Annotated in this window: 24 protein-coding genes and 1 other annotated feature; of the genes, 3 read left to right on the top strand and 21 right to left on the bottom strand. The window is 55.0% G+C overall.

Features of this window, described 5'->3' with window-relative positions:
• Window position 1 precedes the first annotated feature (1 nt).
• On the bottom strand, window positions 2-1,363 hold the full coding sequence (locus BB497_14095) for a serine protease (protein AVI63759.1): 1,362 nt from the start codon (window positions 1,361-1,363) through the stop codon (window positions 2-4).
• A gap of 269 nt (window positions 1,364-1,632) precedes the next feature.
• Between BB497_14095 and BB497_14100 the strand changes: the two genes are divergently transcribed.
• A complete protein-coding gene (locus BB497_14100) occupies window positions 1,633-2,271 on the top strand; it encodes an oxidase (protein AVI63760.1) in 639 nt (212 codons plus the stop codon).
• 138 nt (window positions 2,272-2,409) lie between these two features.
• Here BB497_14100 and BB497_14105 read toward each other — a convergent pair whose 3' ends face one another.
• On the bottom strand, window positions 2,410-2,817 hold the full coding sequence (locus BB497_14105; GenBank protein ID AVI63761.1) for a hypothetical protein: 408 nt from the start codon (window positions 2,815-2,817) through the stop codon (window positions 2,410-2,412).
• Window positions 2,818-2,976: 159 nt separating this feature from the next.
• Between BB497_14105 and BB497_14110 the strand changes: the two genes are divergently transcribed.
• Entirely contained in the window at window positions 2,977-3,720 is a 744-nt protein-coding gene (locus BB497_14110) for an SAM-dependent methyltransferase (GenBank protein ID AVI63762.1), read from the top strand.
• A gap of 12 nt (window positions 3,721-3,732) precedes the next feature.
• On the opposite strand, the gene BB497_14115 is transcribed toward BB497_14110, so the two are convergent.
• Window positions 3,733-4,203: a hypothetical protein gene (locus BB497_14115; GenBank protein ID AVI63763.1), complete on the bottom strand. Its 471-nt coding sequence runs from the start codon at window positions 4,201-4,203 to the stop codon at window positions 3,733-3,735.
• A 92-nt stretch (window positions 4,204-4,295) separates the two neighbouring features.
• A complete protein-coding gene (locus BB497_14120; protein AVI63764.1) occupies window positions 4,296-4,718 on the bottom strand; it encodes a Replicative DNA helicase in 423 nt (140 codons plus the stop codon).
• 246 nt (window positions 4,719-4,964) lie between these two features.
• On the opposite strand from BB497_14120, the gene BB497_14125 reads away from it, so the two are divergent.
• Window positions 4,965-6,164 (top strand): DEAD/DEAH box helicase, encoded by a 1,200-nt coding sequence (locus BB497_14125; protein ID AVI64360.1) that lies wholly within the window; start codon window positions 4,965-4,967, stop codon window positions 6,162-6,164.
• Window positions 6,165-6,216: 52 nt separating this feature from the next.
• Here the strand turns inward: BB497_14125 and BB497_14130 are convergent, their stop codons facing one another.
• From BB497_14130 to BB497_14210, 17 genes are all read right to left on the bottom strand, one after another.
• The gene (locus BB497_14130; GenBank protein ID AVI63765.1) at window positions 6,217-7,173 is read right to left on the bottom strand and encodes a transcription termination factor Rho; all 957 of its coding nucleotides are present in this window, start codon (window positions 7,171-7,173) and stop codon (window positions 6,217-6,219) included.
• Window positions 7,174-7,420: 247 nt separating this feature from the next.
• Window positions 7,421-7,723, bottom strand: a complete 303-nt coding sequence (locus BB497_14135) for a transcriptional regulator (protein AVI63766.1) — start codon at window positions 7,721-7,723, stop codon at window positions 7,421-7,423.
• Window positions 7,716-8,030 carry a transcriptional regulator gene (locus BB497_14140; protein AVI64361.1) on the bottom strand — a complete coding sequence of 105 codons (315 nt, stop codon included), beginning with the start codon at window positions 8,028-8,030 and terminating at the stop codon, window positions 7,716-7,718. The genes BB497_14135 and BB497_14140 overlap by 8 nt, the downstream gene beginning before the upstream one ends.
• Before the next feature lie 115 nt (window positions 8,031-8,145).
• A complete protein-coding gene (locus BB497_14145) occupies window positions 8,146-9,054 on the bottom strand; it encodes a hypothetical protein (protein ID AVI63767.1) in 909 nt (302 codons plus the stop codon).
• A 365-nt stretch (window positions 9,055-9,419) separates the two neighbouring features.
• Window positions 9,420-10,031, bottom strand: a complete 612-nt coding sequence (locus BB497_14150) for a cob(I)yrinic acid a,c-diamide adenosyltransferase (protein ID AVI63768.1) — start codon at window positions 10,029-10,031, stop codon at window positions 9,420-9,422.
• A gap of 33 nt (window positions 10,032-10,064) precedes the next feature.
• Window positions 10,065-10,505 carry a hypothetical protein gene (locus BB497_14155; protein ID AVI63769.1) on the bottom strand — a complete coding sequence of 147 codons (441 nt, stop codon included), beginning with the start codon at window positions 10,503-10,505 and terminating at the stop codon, window positions 10,065-10,067.
• Between the two features lie 83 nt (window positions 10,506-10,588).
• A complete protein-coding gene (locus BB497_14160) occupies window positions 10,589-11,902 on the bottom strand; it encodes a cobyrinic acid a,c-diamide synthase (GenBank protein AVI63770.1) in 1,314 nt (437 codons plus the stop codon).
• A gap of 65 nt (window positions 11,903-11,967) precedes the next feature.
• Window positions 11,968-12,735, bottom strand: a complete 768-nt coding sequence (locus tag BB497_14165; protein AVI63771.1) for an ABC transporter — start codon at window positions 12,733-12,735, stop codon at window positions 11,968-11,970.
• On the bottom strand, window positions 12,735-13,694 hold the full coding sequence (locus BB497_14170) for an ABC transporter permease (GenBank protein ID AVI64362.1): 960 nt from the start codon (window positions 13,692-13,694) through the stop codon (window positions 12,735-12,737). Before BB497_14170 ends, BB497_14165 begins: the two co-directional genes overlap by 1 nt.
• Window positions 13,695-13,705: 11 nt before the next feature.
• On the bottom strand, window positions 13,706-14,596 hold the full coding sequence (locus tag BB497_14175) for a cobalamin-binding protein (protein ID AVI63772.1): 891 nt from the start codon (window positions 14,594-14,596) through the stop codon (window positions 13,706-13,708).
• Window positions 14,597-14,609: 13 nt separating this feature from the next.
• Window positions 14,610-16,454, bottom strand: coding sequence for a TonB-dependent receptor (locus BB497_14180; protein ID AVI63773.1), 1,845 nt, complete (start codon window positions 16,452-16,454; stop codon window positions 14,610-14,612).
• 141 nt (window positions 16,455-16,595) lie between these two features.
• Window positions 16,596-16,847 (bottom strand) — a binding site (cobalamin riboswitch).
• A gap of 33 nt (window positions 16,848-16,880) precedes the next feature.
• Complete coding sequence (locus tag BB497_14185; GenBank protein AVI63774.1) at window positions 16,881-17,309, bottom strand: adenosylcobinamide kinase; 429 nt, start codon at window positions 17,307-17,309, stop codon at window positions 16,881-16,883.
• Window positions 17,261-17,914, bottom strand: a complete 654-nt coding sequence (locus BB497_14190; GenBank protein ID AVI63775.1) for a phosphoglycerate mutase — start codon at window positions 17,912-17,914, stop codon at window positions 17,261-17,263. The genes BB497_14185 and BB497_14190 overlap by 49 nt, the downstream gene beginning before the upstream one ends.
• Window positions 17,851-18,621 carry a cobalamin 5'-phosphate synthase gene (locus BB497_14195; protein ID AVI63776.1) on the bottom strand — a complete coding sequence of 257 codons (771 nt, stop codon included), beginning with the start codon at window positions 18,619-18,621 and terminating at the stop codon, window positions 17,851-17,853. Before BB497_14195 ends, BB497_14190 begins: the two co-directional genes overlap by 64 nt.
• Window positions 18,618-19,172 carry an adenosylcobinamide kinase gene (locus BB497_14200; GenBank protein ID AVI63777.1) on the bottom strand — a complete coding sequence of 185 codons (555 nt, stop codon included), beginning with the start codon at window positions 19,170-19,172 and terminating at the stop codon, window positions 18,618-18,620. The genes BB497_14195 and BB497_14200 overlap by 4 nt, the downstream gene beginning before the upstream one ends.
• Window positions 19,156-20,307, bottom strand: coding sequence for a threonine-phosphate decarboxylase (locus tag BB497_14205; GenBank protein AVI63778.1), 1,152 nt, complete (start codon window positions 20,305-20,307; stop codon window positions 19,156-19,158). The genes BB497_14200 and BB497_14205 overlap by 17 nt, the downstream gene beginning before the upstream one ends.
• Window positions 20,304-21,296: a cobalamin biosynthesis protein CobD gene (locus tag BB497_14210; GenBank protein ID AVI64363.1), complete on the bottom strand. Its 993-nt coding sequence runs from the start codon at window positions 21,294-21,296 to the stop codon at window positions 20,304-20,306. Before BB497_14210 ends, BB497_14205 begins: the two co-directional genes overlap by 4 nt.
• Window positions 21,297-21,298 lie beyond the last annotated feature (2 nt).

Here is a 21,298-nt window from a genome sequence, read left to right on the forward strand (position 1 = left end):
ATTAAGAGGGCGTTACATGCACGGTTAGCCCATCAAGCCTTACTACCTTTAAGGTATCGCCTTGCTTAACGGGCACATCACACACCGCATTCCAGCGCTCGCCGTGCAGGCGCACATGGCCCTGAATATTAAAGTCATCTAACGCCACCGCGTGCGCCCCAATCAGCTGTTCTGCCCCACTGTGCACAGGCCTTCTACGCAGTGTGGCAAACCGAGTGAGTGTCCATAGCATCAAACTTGCTGAAAGTAGCGCCACTCCACCGATTAGTGGTAGCGAAATAGCCAAGTATTCAGCATCCATCAGCATGACCGAGCCAAGCACAAAGGCTACAATACCGCCTGCCCCTAATATGCCAAAACTGGGTAGTAGCGCTTCTCCCACCATCAGTATTAGCCCCACCAAGACCAGTGCAAGGCCCGCATAATTGATGGGCAGAACCTGAAAGGCAAAAAGCGCTAATAGCAGCGAAATAACGCCGATGGTGCCGGGAAATAAGCTACCAGGGCTTGAGAGTTCGAAAATCAGCCCGTAAAAACCGATAATCATTAAGAAGTAGGCAATATTAGGATTAGTGATCAATGACAGCAGTTGGGTACGCCAATCAGGGTCAAAGCGCTCAACGATCAGGTTTTCCGTCGCTAATGTGACATCTCCCCGCTTCATCACCACCGTCATACCATCCAACTGCGCGAGCAGGTCGTCGATATCTTTTGCGACAACATCAATTACATTCTGCTCTAGTGCTTGATTAGCAGTGAGATTCACCGCGTCGCGTACCGCTTCTTCCGCCCAATCTGCGTTGCGTCCGTGGCGCTCGGCCAGGCCCCGAATAAAGCTAACGGCGTCCTCCAGTACCTTTCGATCCATCGCACTGCCTTCACGCTCAGACTCTTTTGCATCACCTTCGTCTGTGTCTTCCTCCCCGCTAGCAACGCCAGAGCCAACCATTTGCACTGGCGTTGCCGACCCTAAATGGGTGGCAGGTGCCATGGCCGCCACATGGCTGCCATATAACAAATAGGTGCCAGCACTTGCCGCGCGTGCGCCGCTTGGCGACACATACATAACCACGGGGGTTTCGGAATTGAGCATGGCTTGGATCATGTCACGGGTAGTTTCAACCAGCCCGCCAGGCGTGTTTAACTCAACAATAACCAGATCACTGTTCTGCTCTTGAGCCCGACGAAGGCCACGCCCAAAGTAATCCTTCGTTGCAGGCCCAATGGCACCCTCAATGTTGAGCACCAGTGCCTTACCACCACTATTTTGCGCCATCGCCTGCCATGTAAAAGACGATGTGGCCATGATGACGCCAGCGAGAAGCATCCAGAGCCAGTGCGATTTGAGAGAAAAGGCTTGCATGATCGCTCCTCGCGCTTCGCGCCATCACCTAAGTCTTACAACAGTGACCACTACCACACCGCTTAGTTTCACAAAACCTATACAGCATGTAGGAACCGGAAAGCAGCTGTTAATATCAGAACCTCTTTTTAACGTAGCACCTCTGGGTGGACTCGCCATAAATTAAGTAAAAGTAAGCACTAATTCTTACGCTGTTTATCCTTTTTGAGTGAACCAGACTCTTATACAGAAGTCGTACTACCAGATAAATTCAGATAAGGAACATAATGATGCGCACCACCAACGACCGTTCAACCGAAAGCGACACGAAGCAGACCCACTATCAACCGCGCGGATTTTCTGACCGCATTGCATATCGGTTAGTACGCTTTATGCGCTTTTTTGCAGATGTTTTTTTTGCAGGCCGCTATGGCCATCGAGCGGTAATTTTAGAAACCGTGGCCGCGGTGCCAGGTATGGTAGGAGGCGCCATTCAGCATCTACATGCCCTGCGGCGAATTAAAGATGACGACGGCTGGATTCGTACGCTGCTGGATGAAGCTGAAAATGAGCGTATGCACTTGATGACGTTTATCGAAGTGGCCAAACCTAACCGCTTTGAGCGTTTCATTATTATGTTGGCGCAAGGTATTTTCTTTAACCTGTTTTTCTTGCTTTACCTCTGCTCCAGCAAAACTGCCCACCGGGTAGTGGGTTACTTAGAAGAGGAAGCCGTTTATAGCTACACCGAGTACCTAGAAGGGATTGATCGCGGCGAATACGAAAACATTCCCGCTCCGCAAATTGCTATCGACTACTGGAACTTGCCTCAGGATGCTCGGCTGCGTGAGGTGGTGGTTGCAGTAAGGGCGGATGAAGCAGACCACCGCGACACTAATCATGATTTTGCGGATCAGCTTTCTCAATAACTCTCTCAGTAACTCTCCCAATAGCGCTGTCTAAGCAGTTCTATTTCAATCATTATACTCAGCTGTTTCCACTACTGGTTGAGTTGGCGCCGCTGGATTAGCGGCGCTATTGTATCTTCCGCCACGTCTGCCCTGTCCTTATTCGATATAATAGCCGCTAACGCGCCAAGTGCCGTTTTCAAGGTGGGGCGTTACCACCTCCATAACCCTGGGGTTATTTTCAAAACGTGTTTGAAACGTGAACTCCTTATAGTCCCCTCGTGGAGCACCGGGCATAGACGTATATTGCGATACCCTTACACGGCGTCGCGTTTCCGCTGCACCAAAGTCCCGCCGGGACAGCGAAATAGTGCGCTGAAGCATAGCCGCAGAAAGTGGCGCTTGTAGCAGCGGCGATGCCTCATCCCACGCCTGCTGGTATTCCCCTCTATCTACCGCCGCTAACCATGCCAGCGCAGCCGCTTCGGCCGCCTGCACAGAAGCTTTAGCATAGGCCGGAAGAGTGAGTAATAGCGTTGTAAAACAAAGGGCAAGTAGTTTGCGCATAGCGGGCTCTTGTGGTGACGTTAAGATTACCTACCTGTGAGGTGTTATCGGGAAGTAGCCGGATTTCTTTAGCCGTCGTCCCGCCCTCGCTTCTCAATTCCTACCCGCTCGTTTACTATGCGCCATCCCTTTTATTCCAGCTTCCATCACTAGGCGACCATGTCTGTCAACGCACTTTATACTGATCTTTCTGGCTACTACGATTTGATGTGCGTAGACATCGACTATCAAGCGCAAAGCAACGCCATCCGCAGGCTGCATCAGATATTTGGCAACGGTGGCACCACCCACTTGGATTTAGCCTGTGGTACCGGCCCCCATGTGCGCCATTTTATCGACGCGGGCTATACCAGTAGTGGGCTAGACATTAACCAACCGATGCTGGATATCGCCGCCAAGCGCTGCCCAGAAGCGCACTTCTCGCTGCAAGATATGAGCACCTTTGAGATTAACGAACCCCTCGATCTCATCACCTGCTTTTTGTACTCAATCCATTATAACGATGGTATTGAAAAGCTAACGGCGTGCATTGCCAGCGCCCAACGCGCACTGAACGCAGGCGGCGTCTTCTATTTTAATGCCGTCGATAAAGACAAAATCGACAACGGTTTATGCGTTAAACACACCGCCAAGCAGGCAAACAATACCTTTACCTTTCGCTCTGGCTGGCATTACTGCGGGCACGGAGAAAGACAGTCACTCAGGCTGAGTATCGAAAAAACGAACGATGAAGAGACGCAGGTTTGGAATGACGAGCACCCCATGGTGGCAGTGAGTTTTGCAGAATTAAGCGCCCTATTGGCGCCTTACTTCGAGGTGCATGTGTTTGAGCACAACTACGACACCATCTCGCCGTGGGATAACGCCTCTGGCAATGCGATTTTCGCTTGCGTGAGGCGCTAGCTTTTTAGCACTTTAACTCTCGGCGTTGGGCCGTAGCTGACGCTGAACGCCGAGCAGGAAGTTACGTAGCATTTGGTCTTTGCACTCGCGATAGTTCTTATGGCTGGGCTTCCGGAAAAAAGCGCTTAGCTCGTGACTGCTTAAGGGCAAGCCCACCAGCTCAAAAATCTCTAAAATGTCATCCGCTTTTAAATTCAGCGCAATACGCAGCTTCTGGAACACCATATTATTGTTCAACTGCGCTTCCGGCGCGGGCTGCGGGCCTTCGCGCTTACCCCGCTTAAAGCTGATAAAGCCATTCAGAAACGACGCCAGCTCCCTGTTCTTCATTGTGACAAAGGCGTCATCTTCATCCTTTTTCAGCCAAGCGGTTACTTGCTCTTGTGTCACCTCAACCTCTGCAAGAGCGAAGATATTCACGATGGTGTTATCTTTTAAATCAAAGGTATAGCGAATACGGCGAAAAATATCGTTATTGGTCAAGAGCGAGCCCCTAGTCTTAGGTATGTTCAACACCATCAGCTGTTAGCTGAACCTGTGTCTGTCATCAGTGGTTGGTACATCAAGAAAGCAGTTTAGCCTGCAGTTAACGTTTCAAGCAGTTCATCTATTTCTGCTTTCAATTCGTTGTCTTCAATTCGACGTGCGCTCTCTTTTGCCTCTTGGAGGTTTTTGATAGCCGCGTCTGTTTGGCCCAGCTCCACTTGCAACATTGCCATGGAAAAACCGATGGATGACAGATGGTCTTTCGAATCTATCGCACTGGCTTTTGCTAACGCTTTTTCGTAGAGGGCCAGCGCATCTTCCAGCTCTTCGGTGAAGTCCGCCAAGGTTTCCCACTGCTCTGGGTGATCTTTATCGGTATTTTCATGCTCGCTGCAAATCGCCTGTAGCTCGGCATACAGCGCTTCAAAGGTGGCGCGATCATCTTTGGCGGCGGCCTTCATCAGCTTTTCAGCAAGTTCGTAAACTGCCTTGTATATTTTGGTATTAATCATTAACCACTACCTTTCTCTATTTAAAAAACAGTAACAAGTAAAACAAATCTGCTGAACGCCAACGTTTGTAACACAGTCACTTCACCGCAACCGGCGACATTATACCCCTTAGGGATGGCCCCCGGGGCGGTCATTTATGGCTTTATGGTGGGGGGGGTAATGAGGCCCTTCCTAGGGGTGCTTTTACGCTATACTGCACCACTTTTTATTTTCGACACCCCTTACGACCCTTTGTCAGAGCGTCTAATGCCCTTTTCAAAACTAGGCTTATCCAGCCCACTCGTTCAAGCAATTACTGAACTCGGTTACAAAGCACCCACGCCCATCCAGGAACAAGCGATTCCTGTCATTCTTTCGGGTAAAGACTTAATCGCCACCGCACAAACCGGCACAGGTAAAACCGCTGCCTTTGTGCTGCCACTGCTGGAAAAATTCAGTAAAACAGCCGAACCGCTGCGCGGCAAACGCATTCGTGCGCTGATCCTGGTGCCGACCCGCGAGCTGGCAGTTCAGGTTGAAGCCAGTGTGGCGCAATACTCAAAGCATACCCAACTCACCTCAATGGCCGCGTATGGCGGCGTGGATACCGCGCCGCAAAAAGAGCGCTTAATCGAAGGCGTGGACATTCTGGTCGCCACACCGGGCAGGCTGCTGGATTTGGCGCATCAGCGCGCGCTGCACTTTGATGAACTGCAAGTCATGGTGCTGGACGAAGCGGACAGAATGGTCGACATGGGCTTTGTCGATGATATCCACAAAATCATCGTGCGCCTGCCGGAGAACCGGCAGAACCTATTGTTCACGGCCACCATGACCAACGACGTGCGCGCCATCGCCCACGCGTTTTCAGACAGCAAAATGACCGACTTGGCGGCTGACATTTCCATTACACCCAATGTCCGCGCCGCCGCCACGATCAAACAGTGGCTGATCACGGTCGACAAAGACACCAAGTCCGCCCTGTTGAGCCACTTGATCAACCAGCAAGCGTGGGATCAGGCGCTGATTTTTGTCGAGAAAAAACACAGCGCCGCCAAGCTGGTGGCTCAGCTGGAAAAACGCGGCATCCAAGCGGATTCCATCCATGGCGGCAGAAGCCAGGCCATGCGTGAAAAAGTGTTGGATCAGTTCAAATCGGGCGAACTGAAGTACCTAGTAGCTACGGGCGTCGCCGCTCGGGGACTGGATATTGGTGAACTCAGCCGTGTAGTGAACTACGACTTACCTTTCCAGCCAGAAGAGTACATCCACCGCATTGGCCGCACCGGCCGTGCGGGTGCCTCCGGTGAAGCCATCTCGCTGGTCGATATCAGTGACTTTAAAAACCTGTGCGCAATTGAAAAGCGTTTGAAAAATACAATTGAGCGCAAAGAAATTGAAGGCTTCCCGGTTAAAAAAACCGTGCCCGCGTCTAACTTAAACCACGTCAAAAAAAGCAGCCGTTAAGCGTTAACAAAGAAGCTCACTCTTGTATTCGTTTCAGAGGTGAGCTTCTCCTCTACTCAGCCGGTGAAAAGGCATCCAACAGCTCGGCATTCGTGGGGTATTTCTCCAACAGTGCAAGCAGCTTCTGCGCGCCTTCTATGGGCTTAAGCGGTGTTAACGCTCTGCGCAGTGTGCGTACTTTTTCAGTATCTTTTGCATCGATCAACAGCTCTTCACGGCGGGTGCTGCTTTTGGCAATATCGATCGCCGGGAAAATCCGTTGATTAGCCACGTCCCGTGATAGCACTAGCTCCATATTGCCCGTGCCTTTGAACTCCTCGAAAATCACCTGATCCATACGGCTTCCCGTATCCACCAGCACGGTGGCCAGAATGGTGAGCGAGCCGCCGTTTTCGATTTTTCGCGCCGCGCCAAACAGTTTGCGAGGGATTTCCATCGCCCGGGAATCCAGCCCACCCGACATGGTACGCCCATTGCCCCGCTGCTCGGCATTATGAACCCGCGAAAGCCTTGTGAGTGAATCGATCACGATCATCACATCGTGCCCCTCGCCTGCCTGCTTGCGCGCTGTATCTAGTAGCTGATCGGCCATCCGCACATGGTTCGCGTAGCTTTCATCGGACGACGAGGCATGCACTTCAGCCGACACGCTGCGCTTAAAATCGGTGACTTCTTCCGGGCGCTCATCAATCAGCAAGGCATACAACTTTATATCCGGGTAAGCCTCGGCCACGGCTTGGCAGATATGCTTTAACAGCGTCGTTTTGCCAGAACCCGGCGGTGCCACAATCAACCCCCGCTGCCCCATACCAATGGGCGTGATCAAATCCATCGCCCGCACAGTGCGCGGCTGATCACTCGGCGCTAGATACAGGCGTGGGGAAGGATGGATGGCGGTGCCGTTTAGGAAGCGTGTTATGGGGTCGTTAGAGGATAGGTCTTCGACTTTTTCGGTGGGTTTGGGCTCTGTTGGCCTTTTGGTTTTTAGGCTTAGGGTTTTGCGGGTCATGGTAGGGTGGATTGCCTTTTAAATTTGGGTGTTTGTTGTTGGCCACTCAACAACAGATTTCCCGCAGGTTCTGGAATCGCGAACGTGTAGGGGTGCGGTGGAAAAGTTGGTTGGAAAACAGAGCTAATACGCCAATAATCAATTCCGAGCTAATGGGCGCATTGAGTAGTGGATTACGCTAAGGCTCTCAATAAGGCCTGAATTTCTTTGGTCACAATAAACGAGAATTTTACCGTTGAGCGGTTTATTAACGCCTAAGCCCGAAATCCTCGCGAATGACTTCAGGATGACGAAAAGCAATCTCGATTAACGCCTTGGCTGGCCCAGACGGCTTGCGCCGCCCCTGCTCCCATTCCTGAAGCGTACGCGGAGAAATATGCAACACCTCGGCAAACTCTCGCTGCGTAAGGCCAGTTTTCCCTCTCGCTTCTGCCACCTCATTAGGCTCAACATGGCTAACCCGTGCGGTTTTGCCCGCTTTCATTTCTTTAACTGATTGAAGCAGCTTGTTGCCAAGCTCCTCAGCGCTAAGAAGCATCTCTTTACTCATTTTCCAATACCTCACGAATCGCCTTCAGGATATGCGCGGGTATATTCTCCCGAACGGCCTTCTTGTAGATCACCAACAACCAAATTTCACCATTTGCCAACCGGGTGAAATAGATGACGCGCACGCCACCGCGCTTTCCAGAACCCGCTATCGACCAGCGAACTTTTCTACATCCGCCGCTGCCTGGAATGGGATCACCCACTTCAGGATTAGCCGCCAGCCAGGCGAAGAAGCCAATTCGCTCCTCCGCCGTCCAGATTTTGCTGGCATCCGCTTCGAATGTGGGGGTTTCAATGATGGTGAACATAATTACCAATATACGTCATTGACGGATTTTTGCAACGCTCCCTCTTGATGTATAACGCCTTGCTCACCGGAAAATTAGGAGCGCAGCGAGTAATTTTTCCGAGTGCAGCAAATTGTTATGCATTTTTCTCCCGACAGGCATCAATAAAGAGCTCACCCAACTCTGTGAGAATCGTTGATGTGTCTGTGTCGATTTCAATATCAAAGTCTACAGATGCGTAAGATGAGTCTCGATCACCAATCGGCACTTCTATGCTATGGGTCCCAGCACTTGCCTCATAGACAACCTTAGCCAACCCAAGCCGAATTATATTGGCAATCTCGAACTCTTTAATGTTCTTCTCTGGAATACTTTCTGGCGCTGCAATTTGCCTCCTGAGCATAAATTCCTTGTATTCAAGGGAACGAATCTCTCTTTCCTTTGATCGAGCCGAAGACCTCAACTCCATGGCCTCTGCTGAATAAACCTGCTTCCCGTCTGGTGACAAACTCTGCAGTTTCTGGCTGATTTCATCAACCTCGGATTTAAGTCTGATTTCTATCGCTGACCTATTTTCCAAGAACTCTGACAACTCCCCTTCTAACTCTGACACTCTTCTTTCTTTTTCAATAAGAACCGACTCAAGAAGTTTGAACTCATCACTTGATAACTGACTTAAAATATACGGAAACACGTGATTCTGAATGTTTTGTTGAGAATCAACCATATTTACTAGCAATATTGCCCACTTATCCTGAAGTTCATCATCATCTTCCAAAGATGCATGCTCTAGATATGGGCAGAGAAGCTTCGGAGGAATTGCCTTAACGCTTACGTTGTTCTTCTCGCATACTGCCTTTGCCTTATTCAGAATTCGAACTTGATTATTGAATCTCCAGAGTGAGATTTGATCCTTTATCAGAAGGCCAAGTTCTTCAGCTGGCGGCAAAACAAGCTTGTCAATAAATCCCTTTGCAACATCAATCCCTTTCTCAATAGCTGTAGATGTGACGTCTATTTTTCTTTGATTGCTATCATCGCTCATTTTGCTATCCATAATTGTGCATAACAGTGATTATATAGCCTGCCGCATAACACCATTGAACGTGACTGCGCGTTTATTGATGTTATATAGCCCTCTCAAAATTTTTAAACCACTGTTTTAAAAGGTTACGCTCCTCAATTGGCAGCATACCCAAAATTCGCGTGCCGGCTCGTTTTTACGATTTAATCATACTTTATTGATAAATTTGGCTTAGGTCACGTGATGCTGCAAAAAATATTGAGCTCGCGCAGTTTTTGGCTGCAGGGGAGCATGGGGAAGGGCTCGCACTACAGCGCCCTGCCACCACTACTCCTCCCAGCCGTAGCGGTAAGGAGCTTCCGTATCTTACAACTCACTCCTCACACTCAAAGCTCAATGCCTTTCTGGGCTTTGATGCCTTGGTCTTTGAAAGCGTGTTTGACCACTTTCATTTCGGTGACGGTGTCGGCAAGCTCAATGAGCTGTTGGGGGGCGTAGCGGCCGGTGACGATGGCGTGCTGCATCTCGGGGCGGGCTTGTAGGTCGTCGAGGACTTGGTCTAGGTCGAGGTACTCGTAGCGCAGGGCAATGTTGAGTTCGTCGAGCAGTACCATGTGGTAGCTGTCGTCTTGGAGCATGCGCTTGGCTTGTTCCCAGGCGGCGTTGGCGGCGGCGACGTCGCGTTCGCGGTCTTGGGTGTCCCAGGTGTAGCCTTCGCCCATTACGTGGTAGTCCACGTTGGGCAGGTTGCGGAAGAAGGCTTCTTCGCCGGTGCTGAACGCGCCTTTAATAAACTGCACCACGCCAACCTTCATGCCGTGGCCTAGGGCGCGGGCGAGCATGCCAAAACCGGAGCTGCTTTTGCCTTTGCCGGGGCCTGTGAGCACCAGCAAGATGCCCTGCTCTTTATCGGCGCGGGCAATGCGCTCGTTCATGATTTTTTGCTTGGCCGCCATGCGCTGGGCATGGCGTTCCGGGGTTTTGGCATTTTCGCGCATGGGGTCTCCTTGGGGTGTTCTACGTTTTACGAGCTACGCTTTCAGCACGTAGCGCAGGGTTTCCACGACCTGATCGGTGGTGGTGCACCAGGCTTGTGCTTGGGCGTCGACTTCTTTCAGCGGGTGAACAATCTCTTCACTGTGCAGCGTGATGTAAGGCTTGGCCAGTGCCGCGCAGTAGCCTGCGTCAAAGGCGGCGTTCCACTGCTTGTACTTGTCGCCAAAACGTACAACAACCAAATCCGCCTGTTCAATCATCGTGCGGGTGCGGATGGCGTTCACTTTAGAAGACTGGTGGTCGCGCCAGAAGCCGTTCTCCGGTTTGCCCAGGTGGTCGCCTGCAGCATCAGAGGCGTCGTGATCGGTCACGGGTGCGGTGAAGACTACATCCAGCCCTGCCGCTTCTGCGCCGCGCTGGATCTCTTCACGCCAGTCAGTGTGAATCTCGCCGGAAAGGTATACGTAAAAGCTCATGGTGGCTCCTTAATAGTAAATGTGGGTATTTAGCCGCCCTATCATAGCCCACATACGCTTTATGAAAAAACATTCCAAAAAAATTACTGGGTCGCGATTTGCAGTGTTTGCTCGGTAAAAATATCCGCGACCAGCTTGGGGGCAGAGGGGAAATAGCCGTGGAAGTAGCTGGCTACCAGCGCGCCCTCTCGGTAGATAGGTTCGGCTTCGCTGCCTGCCAGTTTGCGGGTGCGGGCCAGCGGCTGCATGGATGTTTCCAGCAGCGAGTGGTGGTAGGTGTGGCCGCGCAGTTCGCCATTTTGGGTGTGCAGGCTTTGTAGCCCCAGCGCGGTGAGTTTACCGGCCATTTTGGCGGTGCCGGGCAGCAGCCCCATCATCGTGTGGCTTGTGCCTTCGCCATCCACCAACTGCTCTACACAGCTCATTAGCCCGCCGCACTCGGCGAGTATGGGTTTGCCTGCGCGGTGGTGGGCGCTTATCGCGTCGCACATGGGCTGGTTGGCGCTGAAGCGGGCGGCGTGCAGTTCTGGGTAGCCGCCGGGTAGCCATAGGGCATCGCATTCTGGCAGCTTAGTGCCATGGAGTGGTGAGAAGAAGTGCAGCGTCGCGCCCATCTCTTCTAATACATCAAGATTCGCGCGGTAGATAAATGCAAAGGCGTCGTCTTTGGCGATGGCGATACGCACACCGCTTAGGTACTGCGGGGCGGGCGTGGGGGCGTCAGCGCTTAACGTCACTTTTTTGGGTAGGCGGCCTAATCCGGCCTCTTCTAGCACCTTGGCGGCGGCATCTAGCTGGGCGTCCAGGCCGCTGAGTTCGCTGGCTTGAACCAAGCCTAAGTGGCGGTCGGGGATTTTCATGGCATCGTGGCGAGGAATCGCGCCCAGCAGCGCAATGCCTTCCGGCATGCTCTCATCCAGCAGTTTGCCGTGGCCGGGGCTGCCGATACGGTTGGCAATCACTTCGTGAATAGCGAGATCCGGGTGGTAGTTGGCAAGGCCTTGGGCCACCGCGCCGAAGGTTTGCGCCATGCCCCAGGCGTCAATGACCGGCAAAGCGGGGATGCCTGCCAAGATGGCTAAATCAGCGCTGGAGGGCGAACCATCAAACAGCCCCATGGAGCCTTCCACCAAAATCACGTCGGCCTCTTGGGCGGCTTTCGCCAAGCGCCAGCGGCATTCGTGCTCGCCGGTCATCCAGGGGTGAAGCTGATAGACCGGCTGGCCGGAGGCGATCTCTTGCACCATGGGGTCTAGGTAGTCGGGGCCGTGTTTGAACACCCGCACAGTGCGGCCCGCATTACGGTGCAGCCTTGCCAAAGCGGCCGTTACCATGGATTTTCCCTGGCCAGAACCGGGGGCGCTGATTAACGCCGCGTGCGCTTCACCTTGCAACATGACCTTTCCTCTTTTACACACGCTTGTCAACTACAAGCTTTTTGAATTTATCGAGACGTCAGGTGTTACTGAATAGGTACAAACACCGGCGCACCCTCAACCTGTACCGTGGCTAAGCGCTGCTGGTAGAGCCTTTCCAGTGCACTGGGCACCAGCATGGAGTCTCGCCGCCCCCAGCAAGCTTCACCGTTGGGATATAGCAGCAGAATGTGGTCACACCAGCGGGCGGCTAGATTTAAATCATGCAGGCACATCATTACCGCACTCCCCTGGGCGGCCTGCTCCGCCATTAGCGCCATCACCGCGCTTTGGTGATGTAAATCGAGATGGTTGGTGGGTTCGTCTGCCAGCCAAATCTTCGGCGCTTGGGTGAGTACCGTGGCCATCGCCACCCGCTGACGTTCGCCGCCGGAAAGTGTGCTCACCAAACGGTCGCGGAGGTGCGCTACATCTAACCTTTCCAGTGCCGCTTCAGCCTGCGCGTAGTCATCGGCCCCCTCCATCTGCCACAAAGAAAGGTAGGGGTGACGACCAATCAGCGCGGTTTCTAGCACCGTGGCAGGAAAGCCATCCAGGCGCTCTTGAAACACTAAGCCAAGCTCACGGGCGATATGGCGGCGGCGCAGTTGAGTAAGCGGTGATTGATTGAGCAGCACCTGCCCAGCCCGTGGGGCATTCAGCCCTGCCAGCGTGTGCAGCAGCGTGGTTTTACCTGCGCCGTTAGGGCCTAACACGCCCCAAACTTGACCCGGCTCAAGGGTAAGGTTCAGCGCCGTGCCACTTTCGCGATCGGGCACGTCGATGATGAGGTCGCGGGTAGAAAGGTCGCTCATCAGCGGCTCCGGTAGAGCAAAAACAAGAAAGTGGGCACGCCTAATAGCGCGGTAATCACGCCCACGGGCAGCTGTTCCGGTGCAATCATGGTGCGGGCGAGCGTATCCGCCAGCACCAGCAAAGTGCCCCCTGCCAGGGCGCAGGCCGGTAAAATTAAGCGCTGGTCGTTGCCTAGCAGCAGGCGCAGCAGATGCGGCACCACCAAGCCAACAAAGCCAATGCTACCTGCGGTGGTGACCGCTGCCGCCGTGAGTAGGCTGGCAACGATATAGATACCCCACTCCAGCGGGCGCACATCCACCCCCAGCGCGGCCGCCTGCTGTGGGCCGCGGGCCAGCACATTCAAGCTTCGCCCAAGCGGTACAAGCACAATGCAAATCGTTAATAAAAGCAGCAACGGTGGCCACGGGGTGCGGGCGTAGGAGAGATCGCCCATTAGCCAATACAGCATGCCCGGCAGCCGCTCGGCAGGGCTTAGCGCAAGCATCAGGGTAATCACCGCGCCCCAGCCTGCAGCCACCACCACCCCCGTCAGCAGCAGCCGTGAAGGCGTCCAGCCACCGCTGCCGTGGGCAAGGCCAAACACTAAAAACGTCGAAAACAGCGCACCGGCAAACGCCGAGCCGGAAATCAACACGCCGCCCACGCCTGCCAGCATGGCCGCCAACGCGCCAATGGATGCCCCGCCGGAAAGCCCTAACACGTAAGGGTCCGCAAGCGGGTTACGCAACAGCACCTGCATCAACGCCCCCGCCACTGCCAGAAGCCCCCCCACCGCAAAGGCGGAAAGCGCTCTGGGCAGGCGTAAATCAATCACCATGGTGCGCGCCAGTGCGTCGCCCTGCCCTTGAGCCACCGCCCAAAGTTGACCAATGGAAAGCTGCGCACTGCCCACCGCTAAGGCGAACAGCATAGCGGTCATGGCAATCAACACCAGTAGGCCAAGGGGTTGCCACAGGCGCGCGGCCACTATGAGGCCCTGCGCTTCTGGCGGGATTGTTCGAGTTTGTCACACAGAATCTGCACGCCTTCCAGCAAGCGCGGTGTGGGCCGCTGAATGAGGGAGGGCGGTACAAAATAGAGACTCTCTTCTGCAACGGCCGTGAGGTTCGAGTACTGCTCCCAGTGGGTCAGCCAGTGGTGGTTCTCTTCGCCCATGCCCCCGGCAATGATGGCTTCCGGGTTGGCGGCCAGCACGGCCTCGTCGTCCAGCCGTGGCACTAATCGCCGCTGATCGCCAAACACATTCTCGCCGCCGCACAGCTGAACTACCTGGCCAATGAGATGCTCGTCATTAACGCTCATCAATGGTTCATCCCACACTTGGTAGAATGTACGTACTGGCTCGCGTTCAGCGTAGCGTGTGGTTAATTCGGCCATCCCTGCTCTGAACTCATCGGCAACGACCTGCCCGGCGGCTTCGGTGCCCGCTAGGTGCGCTAGGCGCTCAATGGTATCGGCAACGTTTTCCACCGTGCGGGGCTCGATATAAAACACCGGCATACCCAAGGCCTCTAACGTTTCTAACTGCTCGGCGGGGTTACCGGTTACCCAGCCGATGACTAAATCGGGTGCAAGCCCCACTAGGGCTTCTAAATCAATCCGCGTATGGCTCCCCACCGACGCAACCTCTTTAGCTTCTGGGGGGTAGTCGCTGTAGCTCACCACGGCTACAACGTGATCACCTGCGCCTGCGGCGTAGGTGAGTTCCGTTGCCCCTGGGGAAAGCGTGGCAATACGCCGCGCAGCGTTGTGCAGGCATACTTCGCGGTCACGATCATCCACCACGCAGCGTGAATGGTCGTGGCCCTGGGCGGGTATGGTTATGAGCAAAAACGCGAGGCCCAAGGCCCCGCGCATCAACCTACGTTGGCTACTGGCCAAAGTGAACACTTAAGAACCCTGCTCGGCCTGCGTTGATGTAGTCAGCGCCATCAAACGAGCGCGTTGTCACATAGTCTTGATCAAGCGCGTTTTCCAGCGTGACACGGGCGCTCCACAGCGGAGCAAATTGCCACCCTGCGCGAAGATTCACCAGACCATAGCCACTCAAACGGTCTTGGTTTTGCGCATCACGGTACCGGTGATTTTGAGCTACCCAAGAGCCGCCTACCGACCACTCGCCTAGTTCACGATCCGCGTCTAAGCGAATGCTTTGAGAGGCACGGTTCTGCAAACGCTTACCAGTCAGCCGGTTTTCAGGGTCGGTGTAAGTCAGCGCAGCTGCCAGTGTCCAATCGCTGACTTCCACACCAGCGGCCAGCTCTGCTCCACGAATGCGGGTTTCAGGCACGTTAAACTGAAGCCCCTGGCCGGTTATCAAATTATCGATGTCTGTTTGGTAAAGCGCCGCATCCCAAAACCAACTGTCGAACTGGCCACGCACGCCAACTTCAACGGTTTCGGAGGTTTCTGGCTCTAAGTCGGGATTGCCAAACCCAGGCCAATAGAGTTGGTTGAACGTTGGCGCTCTGAAGGCGGTGCCGTAGCTGGCATGCAGCGTGTGCTGGGCATCCAGGTCATAACCCAGCGCCAAGCTGCCGGTCACTTCGTCACCGTAAGCCTCGTTGTCGTCGAAGCGCAGGCTGGCCTGGACAGCAACAGGGGAGAAATCGAGCAGCGCTTGGCTGAAAACAGCCTTGTTATCGCGATCCTCTATGTCATAAGGACCATCCCAAGGCTTGCTCCCTGTGGTACTACCGGCCACACTATCGTTCATATACTCCGCGCCGATTATCAGCTCATGGGCACCCGCGCTAAACGTATTCTCCCAGCGGGCCGTGCGCGTCTGCGTGTCGAGAATAGAGTCATAGGCATAGTTGTCACTCTCATCGCGTGCTTCGCTAAGTGTCAAACGGCTACGCCAATTGTCGGTAATCGGCAACTCACTATAAATACCGGCTACCTGCTGCACATAGTCCGTCGTGGCCAACGAGCCACTTTCGTCATACTCGGTGGTACCACGTGCGCGCAGCGCCAACACGCCAGCTTCAGCTCCGTTATCGAAGGTGTGAGAGACTCGCGCCAGCGCTGAAGTATTGTCGTAGCCTTTGTCGTCACCATCACGGCGCACGGGCTGCCCGTCGGTCGTAAGATGGCTGCCGGAGAAACTGTAACGAGTGCCGCCCTCTCTCCCGCTAATGCCCGCACTTAGCCGCTGGGTATTGAACGAGCCACCGCCTAAGGAGATGCGCGGCTGCGGGCCCTCTTCACGGCCTTCAGGGGTAAAGAGCTGAATCACACCGCCCATGGCATCGGCACCGTAAAGGCTGCCACGGGGGCCACGTACAATTTCAGCGCGGTCGAACATGCGTGGCTCTAAGTATTGCCAAGCGGCACCGCCAGTGGTGGCTGAACGCAGGCGAATGCCGTCAATCAGAAGTACATTTTGCGCGCTGCCAGTGCCGCGGATAAACACGCTGCTGTTTTTACCGAAGCTTCCGTCACTGGAGACATCAACTCCAGGCTGGCCACGAAATAGGTCAGTGATGCTAACAGGGTCTTGGCGGCGCAACGTGGCTTCATCCAGCACGGTGACCGATGAAAGACTCTCATTAGCCGTGCGCGGGGCTAGTGCAGCGGTAACCACGACAGGATTAAGCGAATGGGAGGAAGTTGAAGCTGCCTGCGGCTGGGTTGGCGACTGTGCTTGAACAGCCATAGGTAGCGCAGCCAGCGTAAATGCTGCCAGCGATTGGGCGTGAAGACGGTTTAACATATTGAATCCCTTGCTCACTGTGCTCACCCGCACAGCGTGTTTTTTTGACCGAGCAGGGGGAAACCAAGGGAATATGGGCAGTTTGAAAACCGCCGGCATCACCCTGAGCCGCCCTCCGCGTCTCGGTTTGAAGTGGTTCATTTAGAACCATCACTCTTAGGCCGGTCTCCGGGCTGACAAGCGAAAGGGGCAACTTTACATAAGCGCCGTGTCTTTCCGAACGACCACCTTCCCATGCATTAGCACAGTGGCGTCTTATAGCCGTTCTTATCTCGATCACCGTTGCGGGGGCAGCGTTGGATTTACACAACTCATTGACAGAGCTATGTACACCAACTTCCCGTTTAACTGATGGTGGCAGCCACCATCAGCACCTGAGAGTGCGCGTAAGCTAGCAACTTGCTGGGGGTTGGTCAATTTTACTGCCTAGCCCTTAAGCAGCTGAACTAGGCCGTGCCTCACATACCACACCTGCTCGGCTTGGGCGGCTGCATCTTGATTAAACCAGCCGTTTACATCGCGCAGGCGACGCTGTTCGGGCTGCATAGGCACAATACCTCGCCCCACTTCCGTGGTAATGACAATCAGCGACGCGCCTAGCTCGTGGGCACGCTGGCCTAGCGTGGCTAACTCGCGCTGCCACTGCGAGCGTAAGACATCGTGTTCAGTGGCGTCGAGAACGGAGGCTAGCCACTCAAGCACGCCAGTGATAACCAGCGGCTGTTCAGCTTCCAGCGCTTGATGGCAATCGCTCAAGGGGTGAGCATCATTAAGCCGCCACCAACGCGCTGCAGGAAAACGAGCAGTTACCGTGTCTCGCTTTCCTGCGCAGGCACCGCCGATGAAGAGCTGCATTGCCATTCCCCTGTTCCCAGTGCGTTTTGCTGATAAATAAGCTGCCAGCGTCGGCCTTGGGCTTGATGCACAATGCCATCCCAAAAACCAATCGTTTCAAAACGCCGGCGCAGCTCGCGAATCACACCGCCATGGGTGACGGCGAGAATCTTTTGGTGATTTCCCGCGTGTGCATTGGCGGCAAGGTCGTCGAGCCAGGCATCCAGGCGCGCTCGCAGCTGGCCGGAGGACTCACCGCCAGGAATTTGCAGCTCACCTACGCTATCAATCCAGGCGCGGTAGTGCGGAAGCGCTTTTAATTCGTCGTACACTTTGCCTTCGTAGTCACCAAAATCCAGCTCGCGCAGGCGCGGCTCCAAACTTACCGCCGTGCCCGGCGTTGCCGCCCGAGACCACGAAAGGGTTTGTTGGCAACGCTGTAAATCGCTTGAGTAGATAGCGTCAAAGCGCTCATCGGCAAGCGTATCGCGTAGTGCCAGCAGCCCTGCTTCAGCGTCAGGAAACAGCAGCGGAATATCTTGCTGGCCTTGATAGCGGCGCTCTAAATTCCAGGCGGTGATACCGTGGCGAACTGCCACCAGCTCCACACTAAGATCAATAGCCAAAGCTCTCCTCCTTCAATGGTGGCGCCAACCATATCGCCGTTAATCCCGTTAAACAGTCGCAGCATAAGCCAGCGCATTAGTACCACAAAAGCGATGGCCATTAGCCACATCAACACGACGGCAGGTGCCAACAGCGCAAGCAACGCCAGTGGCAATAGCGCAAACGCGACGTCTTGACCGCGAAGCGACTGCTGCCAGCTCCACGCCAAGCCTTTTTGCTGAGCACAGGGTGTTAGCACCAGTAACGCAACGCCTGCCCAACGCCCTAGCCCGGGCACTATCAAGAGCCACCACAAAGGCGCCTGATAGGCCACCAACGCCCACAGCAGCACCCCCTTCCAAGCGAGCAGAAATACCAGCGCCAGTATTCCAAAGCTGCCGATTTGAGGGTCTTTCATGATCTCCCAGCGACGCGCCAACGGCTGATTACTGCCTAGGGTATCGGCGATATCCATCACACCGTCTAAATGCAGCCCCCCCGAAAGCGCCACCCACACACTTAATATGGCTAGCGCAGTGATAGGTGCAGGCACGTTTTGCATAGCGAACGCTATTAGCGCCAGCACACTGCCTATCAGTAGCCCTACTAGCGGGTAGGCGCGCACGGCCCAGCGTCGGGTGTCGGGTGTCCAGGGAACGGCTATTGGAATCGGAATGCGGGTGAGAAATTGCAGCGCCAGCAAGAGACCTAATAAAGCATTTTTCACCGTGGCAGCTCCTTGTTTTGCTTCCACTCCAGTGCGCAGCCCGCGACGACTTCGAGTACGGAATCCGCCTCTGCCGCTACCCAGCAGTGAGCCCTCTGGAGAAAAGCCAGATAGCGCCAGGTTTCAGCATCGGTGGGCGGCAGCGCTTCGTTGATATCGTTAGAAACAATCACTAAATGCACGCGGCGTGCTCGGGCATCAGCAAGTGTCTCTGCCAGCAGCGCTAAACCCTCCTCTTCGCTTAGCCCGCTGGCATACAAGACCTGGCTGGCCCATAGCGTTAAGCAGTCCAGCAGTACGGCGCCTCCGCTTGGCACGTTGGCAATTGCTTGATCAACCCGTAGCGGCGCCTCTAGGGTTTTCCATTCCACACCCTGCCACTGCGCTTGCCTGGATTGACGGTGACGGGCCACTCGCTCGGCCATCTCGTCGTCGTACACATCGGCGGTGGCTAGGTAGTAACAGGGCGAGTTACTCGCAGCGCTTACTACCTGCTGCTCAGCAATCTCACTTTTGCCGGAGCGCGCCCCGCCGCTAACGAACACAATCATTGAGCACCTTTCTCAACACGCTGATCAACCGCTGATTTGCAGGGGCATCGCGCAGCGCTATTCGCAGCCATTCACCGCTGAGCCCTGAAAAATTGTGGGTGTGGCGCACCAGTACCCCGTGGCGCAGCAAACCTTCAAACAGCGCATCGCTGGTAATCTCCGACCGGCGCTGCTCAATGCCGGGGCGAATAAGAAAGAAACAAGCGTGGCTGGGCACTACGTCCAAACCTAGCTGTGTCAGCGCCTGCTCCATGGCCGGGCGCTCGCTGGTTAGCCACTGCGAGGTGGCGTTGGCGAACGCTTTGTCCGCCAGCAGCGGCGCCACCAATTCAGCCGCAAGGTGGTTAACGCTCCAGGGCGGCTGGTGAATCGCTGCCGTTTGAATCGTCGCCTCACTTCCCAACAAGTAGCCCAGCCGCAGGCCCGGCAAGGTATAAAACTTAGTCATGGAGTGCAGCAGCATCACATGCGGATAGCGCGCCAGCAAGGGTGCCAGGGAAGCCTGTTGTGTGCTGTCGCCTGCCATATCGACAAACGCCTCATCGACCACTACATGACACCCCATTGGCACCGTGCGCTCCAGTAAGGCTTCCATTGCCGAACTCTCAATAAGCGTGGCGGTAGGGTTGTTCGGGCGGCATAAAAACAGCACTTCGATGCCGTCCAGCCCTGCCATTAGCGCGTCTACCTCAAGCGTAAAGTGCGGCGGGCGCAGCGCGATTTCGCTGACGGTAAGCCGGTGGGCGCGGCAGGCGCGGGCATATTCGCCAAAGCTTGGAGTAACAATCGCCGCATGTTTGCCCGCATGCAGCGCGGCGGCCAGAAAAATAGCCTCTGCACCTCCGTTGGTTAGCAATACCTGGTCAGGCTGAAGCTGATGATGGGCGGCGATAGCCTGCCGGGCAGTGGCGTAGTCCGGCGCGGGGTAGCGCTCAAGGCCGTCCAGCTGCTTTGTTAGCCAGCCTCGCACCCAAGCGGGTGGGCCTAGTGGATTGAGGTTGGCGCTAAAGTCTTCCACCGGGTGGTCTGCGGGCAAACCAAAATGCGCTAGCAATGTTTCAGCCTGACCGCCATGCGCGGGCCATGGCGAGCTGATAGATGAAGAGTTGGCCCATGCAAGACCAGGCGCACTCATAACAGCCCTCGAAGAGTAAGCACCAGCACAGTGACGCCAACCGCTAGCAGCATAAACAGCAGCCATGCGCCGTGCATTAAACGTACGGTGGCAGTGATATGCGCTAAGCGCAGCGGCTCAAGGGGTTCACCTAGCGTGGCGCGGTGGGACGCCACGCCCTGGTAGAAATTGGTGCCACCTAACCGCACGCCGAGCAAACGGGCCACCATGGCTTCTGGCCAACCGGCATTGGGGCTTGGGTGGCGCGGCGCATCGCGGCGGGTGCCCTGCATCGCACCCTTCCAGCGTAGGGGTAAAACACCCGAAATACTCAATAGCAGGCCAGCGACCCATAGGCACAACGCGGTTAAGCGCGCGGGAATCCAGTTAGCCACATCGTCCAGCTTGGCAGAGGCAAAGCCAAAATCGCCATAGCGTTGGTTTTTGTAGCCGACCATTGAATCCAGGGTATTCACCGCCTTGTACGCCAGCGCCAGCGGTGCCCCACCGATAAGCGCAAAAAACAGCGGCGCGGTGATGCCATCGACGGTATTTTCCGCCACGGTTTCCACTGTTCCCCGGGTGATTTCCGCTTCATCTAAGCTTTGGGTATCGCGCCCTACAATCATTCCCAGTGCTTGGCCTGCAGCGGGCAAGTCGCCTTTGCTAAGCGGCTCTACCACTGCGCGGGCCGCATCTCCCAGGCCTTTAATCGCCAGCGTCGTGGAAAGCAGCCAAAGTTCGGCAAGCAACGCCAACCCAGGGTGCAGCCTGGCTAACAATACGAGAAGTAACCAGCTAGAAAACCATACACCGCCGACCATCGAAACGGTTAAGAAGGCGCCGCTTAACCTGCGCTGCTGCGCCGTGCCTCGGTTCCAAAGCCGCTCATACCAGCTGATCGCCCGCCCCATCAGCACCACCGGGTGCGGCAACGTGCGCGGGTCGCCAACGATCAAGTCAATAACAATCGCAATGGCAACCAGCCCAACGGTTGAGAGTAATAACAGCG

The organism is Halomonas sp. GFAJ-1 (assembly GCA_002966495.1).
In the GTDB taxonomy this organism is placed as follows: domain Bacteria; phylum Pseudomonadota; class Gammaproteobacteria; order Pseudomonadales; family Halomonadaceae; genus Vreelandella.

Bases quoted from the DNA above. Each gene is read 5' to 3' on its own strand.
- BB497_14125 (AVI64360.1), top strand. From the start codon at position 4,965: ATGCCCTTTTCAAAACTAGGCTTATCCAGCCCACTCGTTCAAGCAATT.
- BB497_14135 (AVI63766.1), bottom strand. From the start codon at position 7,723: ATGAGTAAAGAGATGCTTCTTAGCGCTGAGGAGCTTGGCAACAAGCTG.
- BB497_14155 (AVI63769.1), bottom strand. From the start codon at position 10,505: ATGAGCTTTTACGTATACCTTTCCGGCGAGATTCACACTGACTGGCGT.
- BB497_14180 (AVI63773.1), bottom strand. From the start codon at position 16,454: ATGTTAAACCGTCTTCACGCCCAATCGCTGGCAGCATTTACGCTGGCT.
- BB497_14100 (AVI63760.1), top strand. From the start codon at position 1,633: ATGCGCACCACCAACGACCGTTCAACCGAAAGCGACACGAAGCAGACC.
- BB497_14095 (AVI63759.1), bottom strand. From the start codon at position 1,363: ATGCAAGCCTTTTCTCTCAAATCGCACTGGCTCTGGATGCTTCTCGCT.
- BB497_14130 (AVI63765.1), bottom strand. From the start codon at position 7,173: ATGACCCGCAAAACCCTAAGCCTAAAAACCAAAAGGCCAACAGAGCCC.
- BB497_14150 (AVI63768.1), bottom strand. From the start codon at position 10,031: ATGCGCGAAAATGCCAAAACCCCGGAACGCCATGCCCAGCGCATGGCG.
- BB497_14145 (AVI63767.1), bottom strand. From the start codon at position 9,054: ATGAGCGATGATAGCAATCAAAGAAAAATAGACGTCACATCTACAGCT.
- BB497_14110 (AVI63762.1), top strand. From the start codon at position 2,977: ATGTCTGTCAACGCACTTTATACTGATCTTTCTGGCTACTACGATTTG.
- BB497_14160 (AVI63770.1), bottom strand. From the start codon at position 11,902: ATGTTGCAAGGTGAAGCGCACGCGGCGTTAATCAGCGCCCCCGGTTCT.
- BB497_14120 (AVI63764.1), bottom strand. From the start codon at position 4,718: ATGATTAATACCAAAATATACAAGGCAGTTTACGAACTTGCTGAAAAG.
- BB497_14165 (AVI63771.1), bottom strand. From the start codon at position 12,735: ATGAGCGACCTTTCTACCCGCGACCTCATCATCGACGTGCCCGATCGC.
- BB497_14140 (AVI64361.1), bottom strand. From the start codon at position 8,030: ATGTTCACCATCATTGAAACCCCCACATTCGAAGCGGATGCCAGCAAA.
- BB497_14175 (AVI63772.1), bottom strand. From the start codon at position 14,596: ATGCGCGGGGCCTTGGGCCTCGCGTTTTTGCTCATAACCATACCCGCC.
- BB497_14105 (AVI63761.1), bottom strand. From the start codon at position 2,817: ATGCGCAAACTACTTGCCCTTTGTTTTACAACGCTATTACTCACTCTT.
- BB497_14185 (AVI63774.1), bottom strand. From the start codon at position 17,309: ATGCAGCTCTTCATCGGCGGTGCCTGCGCAGGAAAGCGAGACACGGTA.
- BB497_14200 (AVI63777.1), bottom strand. From the start codon at position 19,172: ATGATTGTGTTCGTTAGCGGCGGGGCGCGCTCCGGCAAAAGTGAGATT.
- BB497_14205 (AVI63778.1), bottom strand. From the start codon at position 20,307: ATGAGTGCGCCTGGTCTTGCATGGGCCAACTCTTCATCTATCAGCTCG.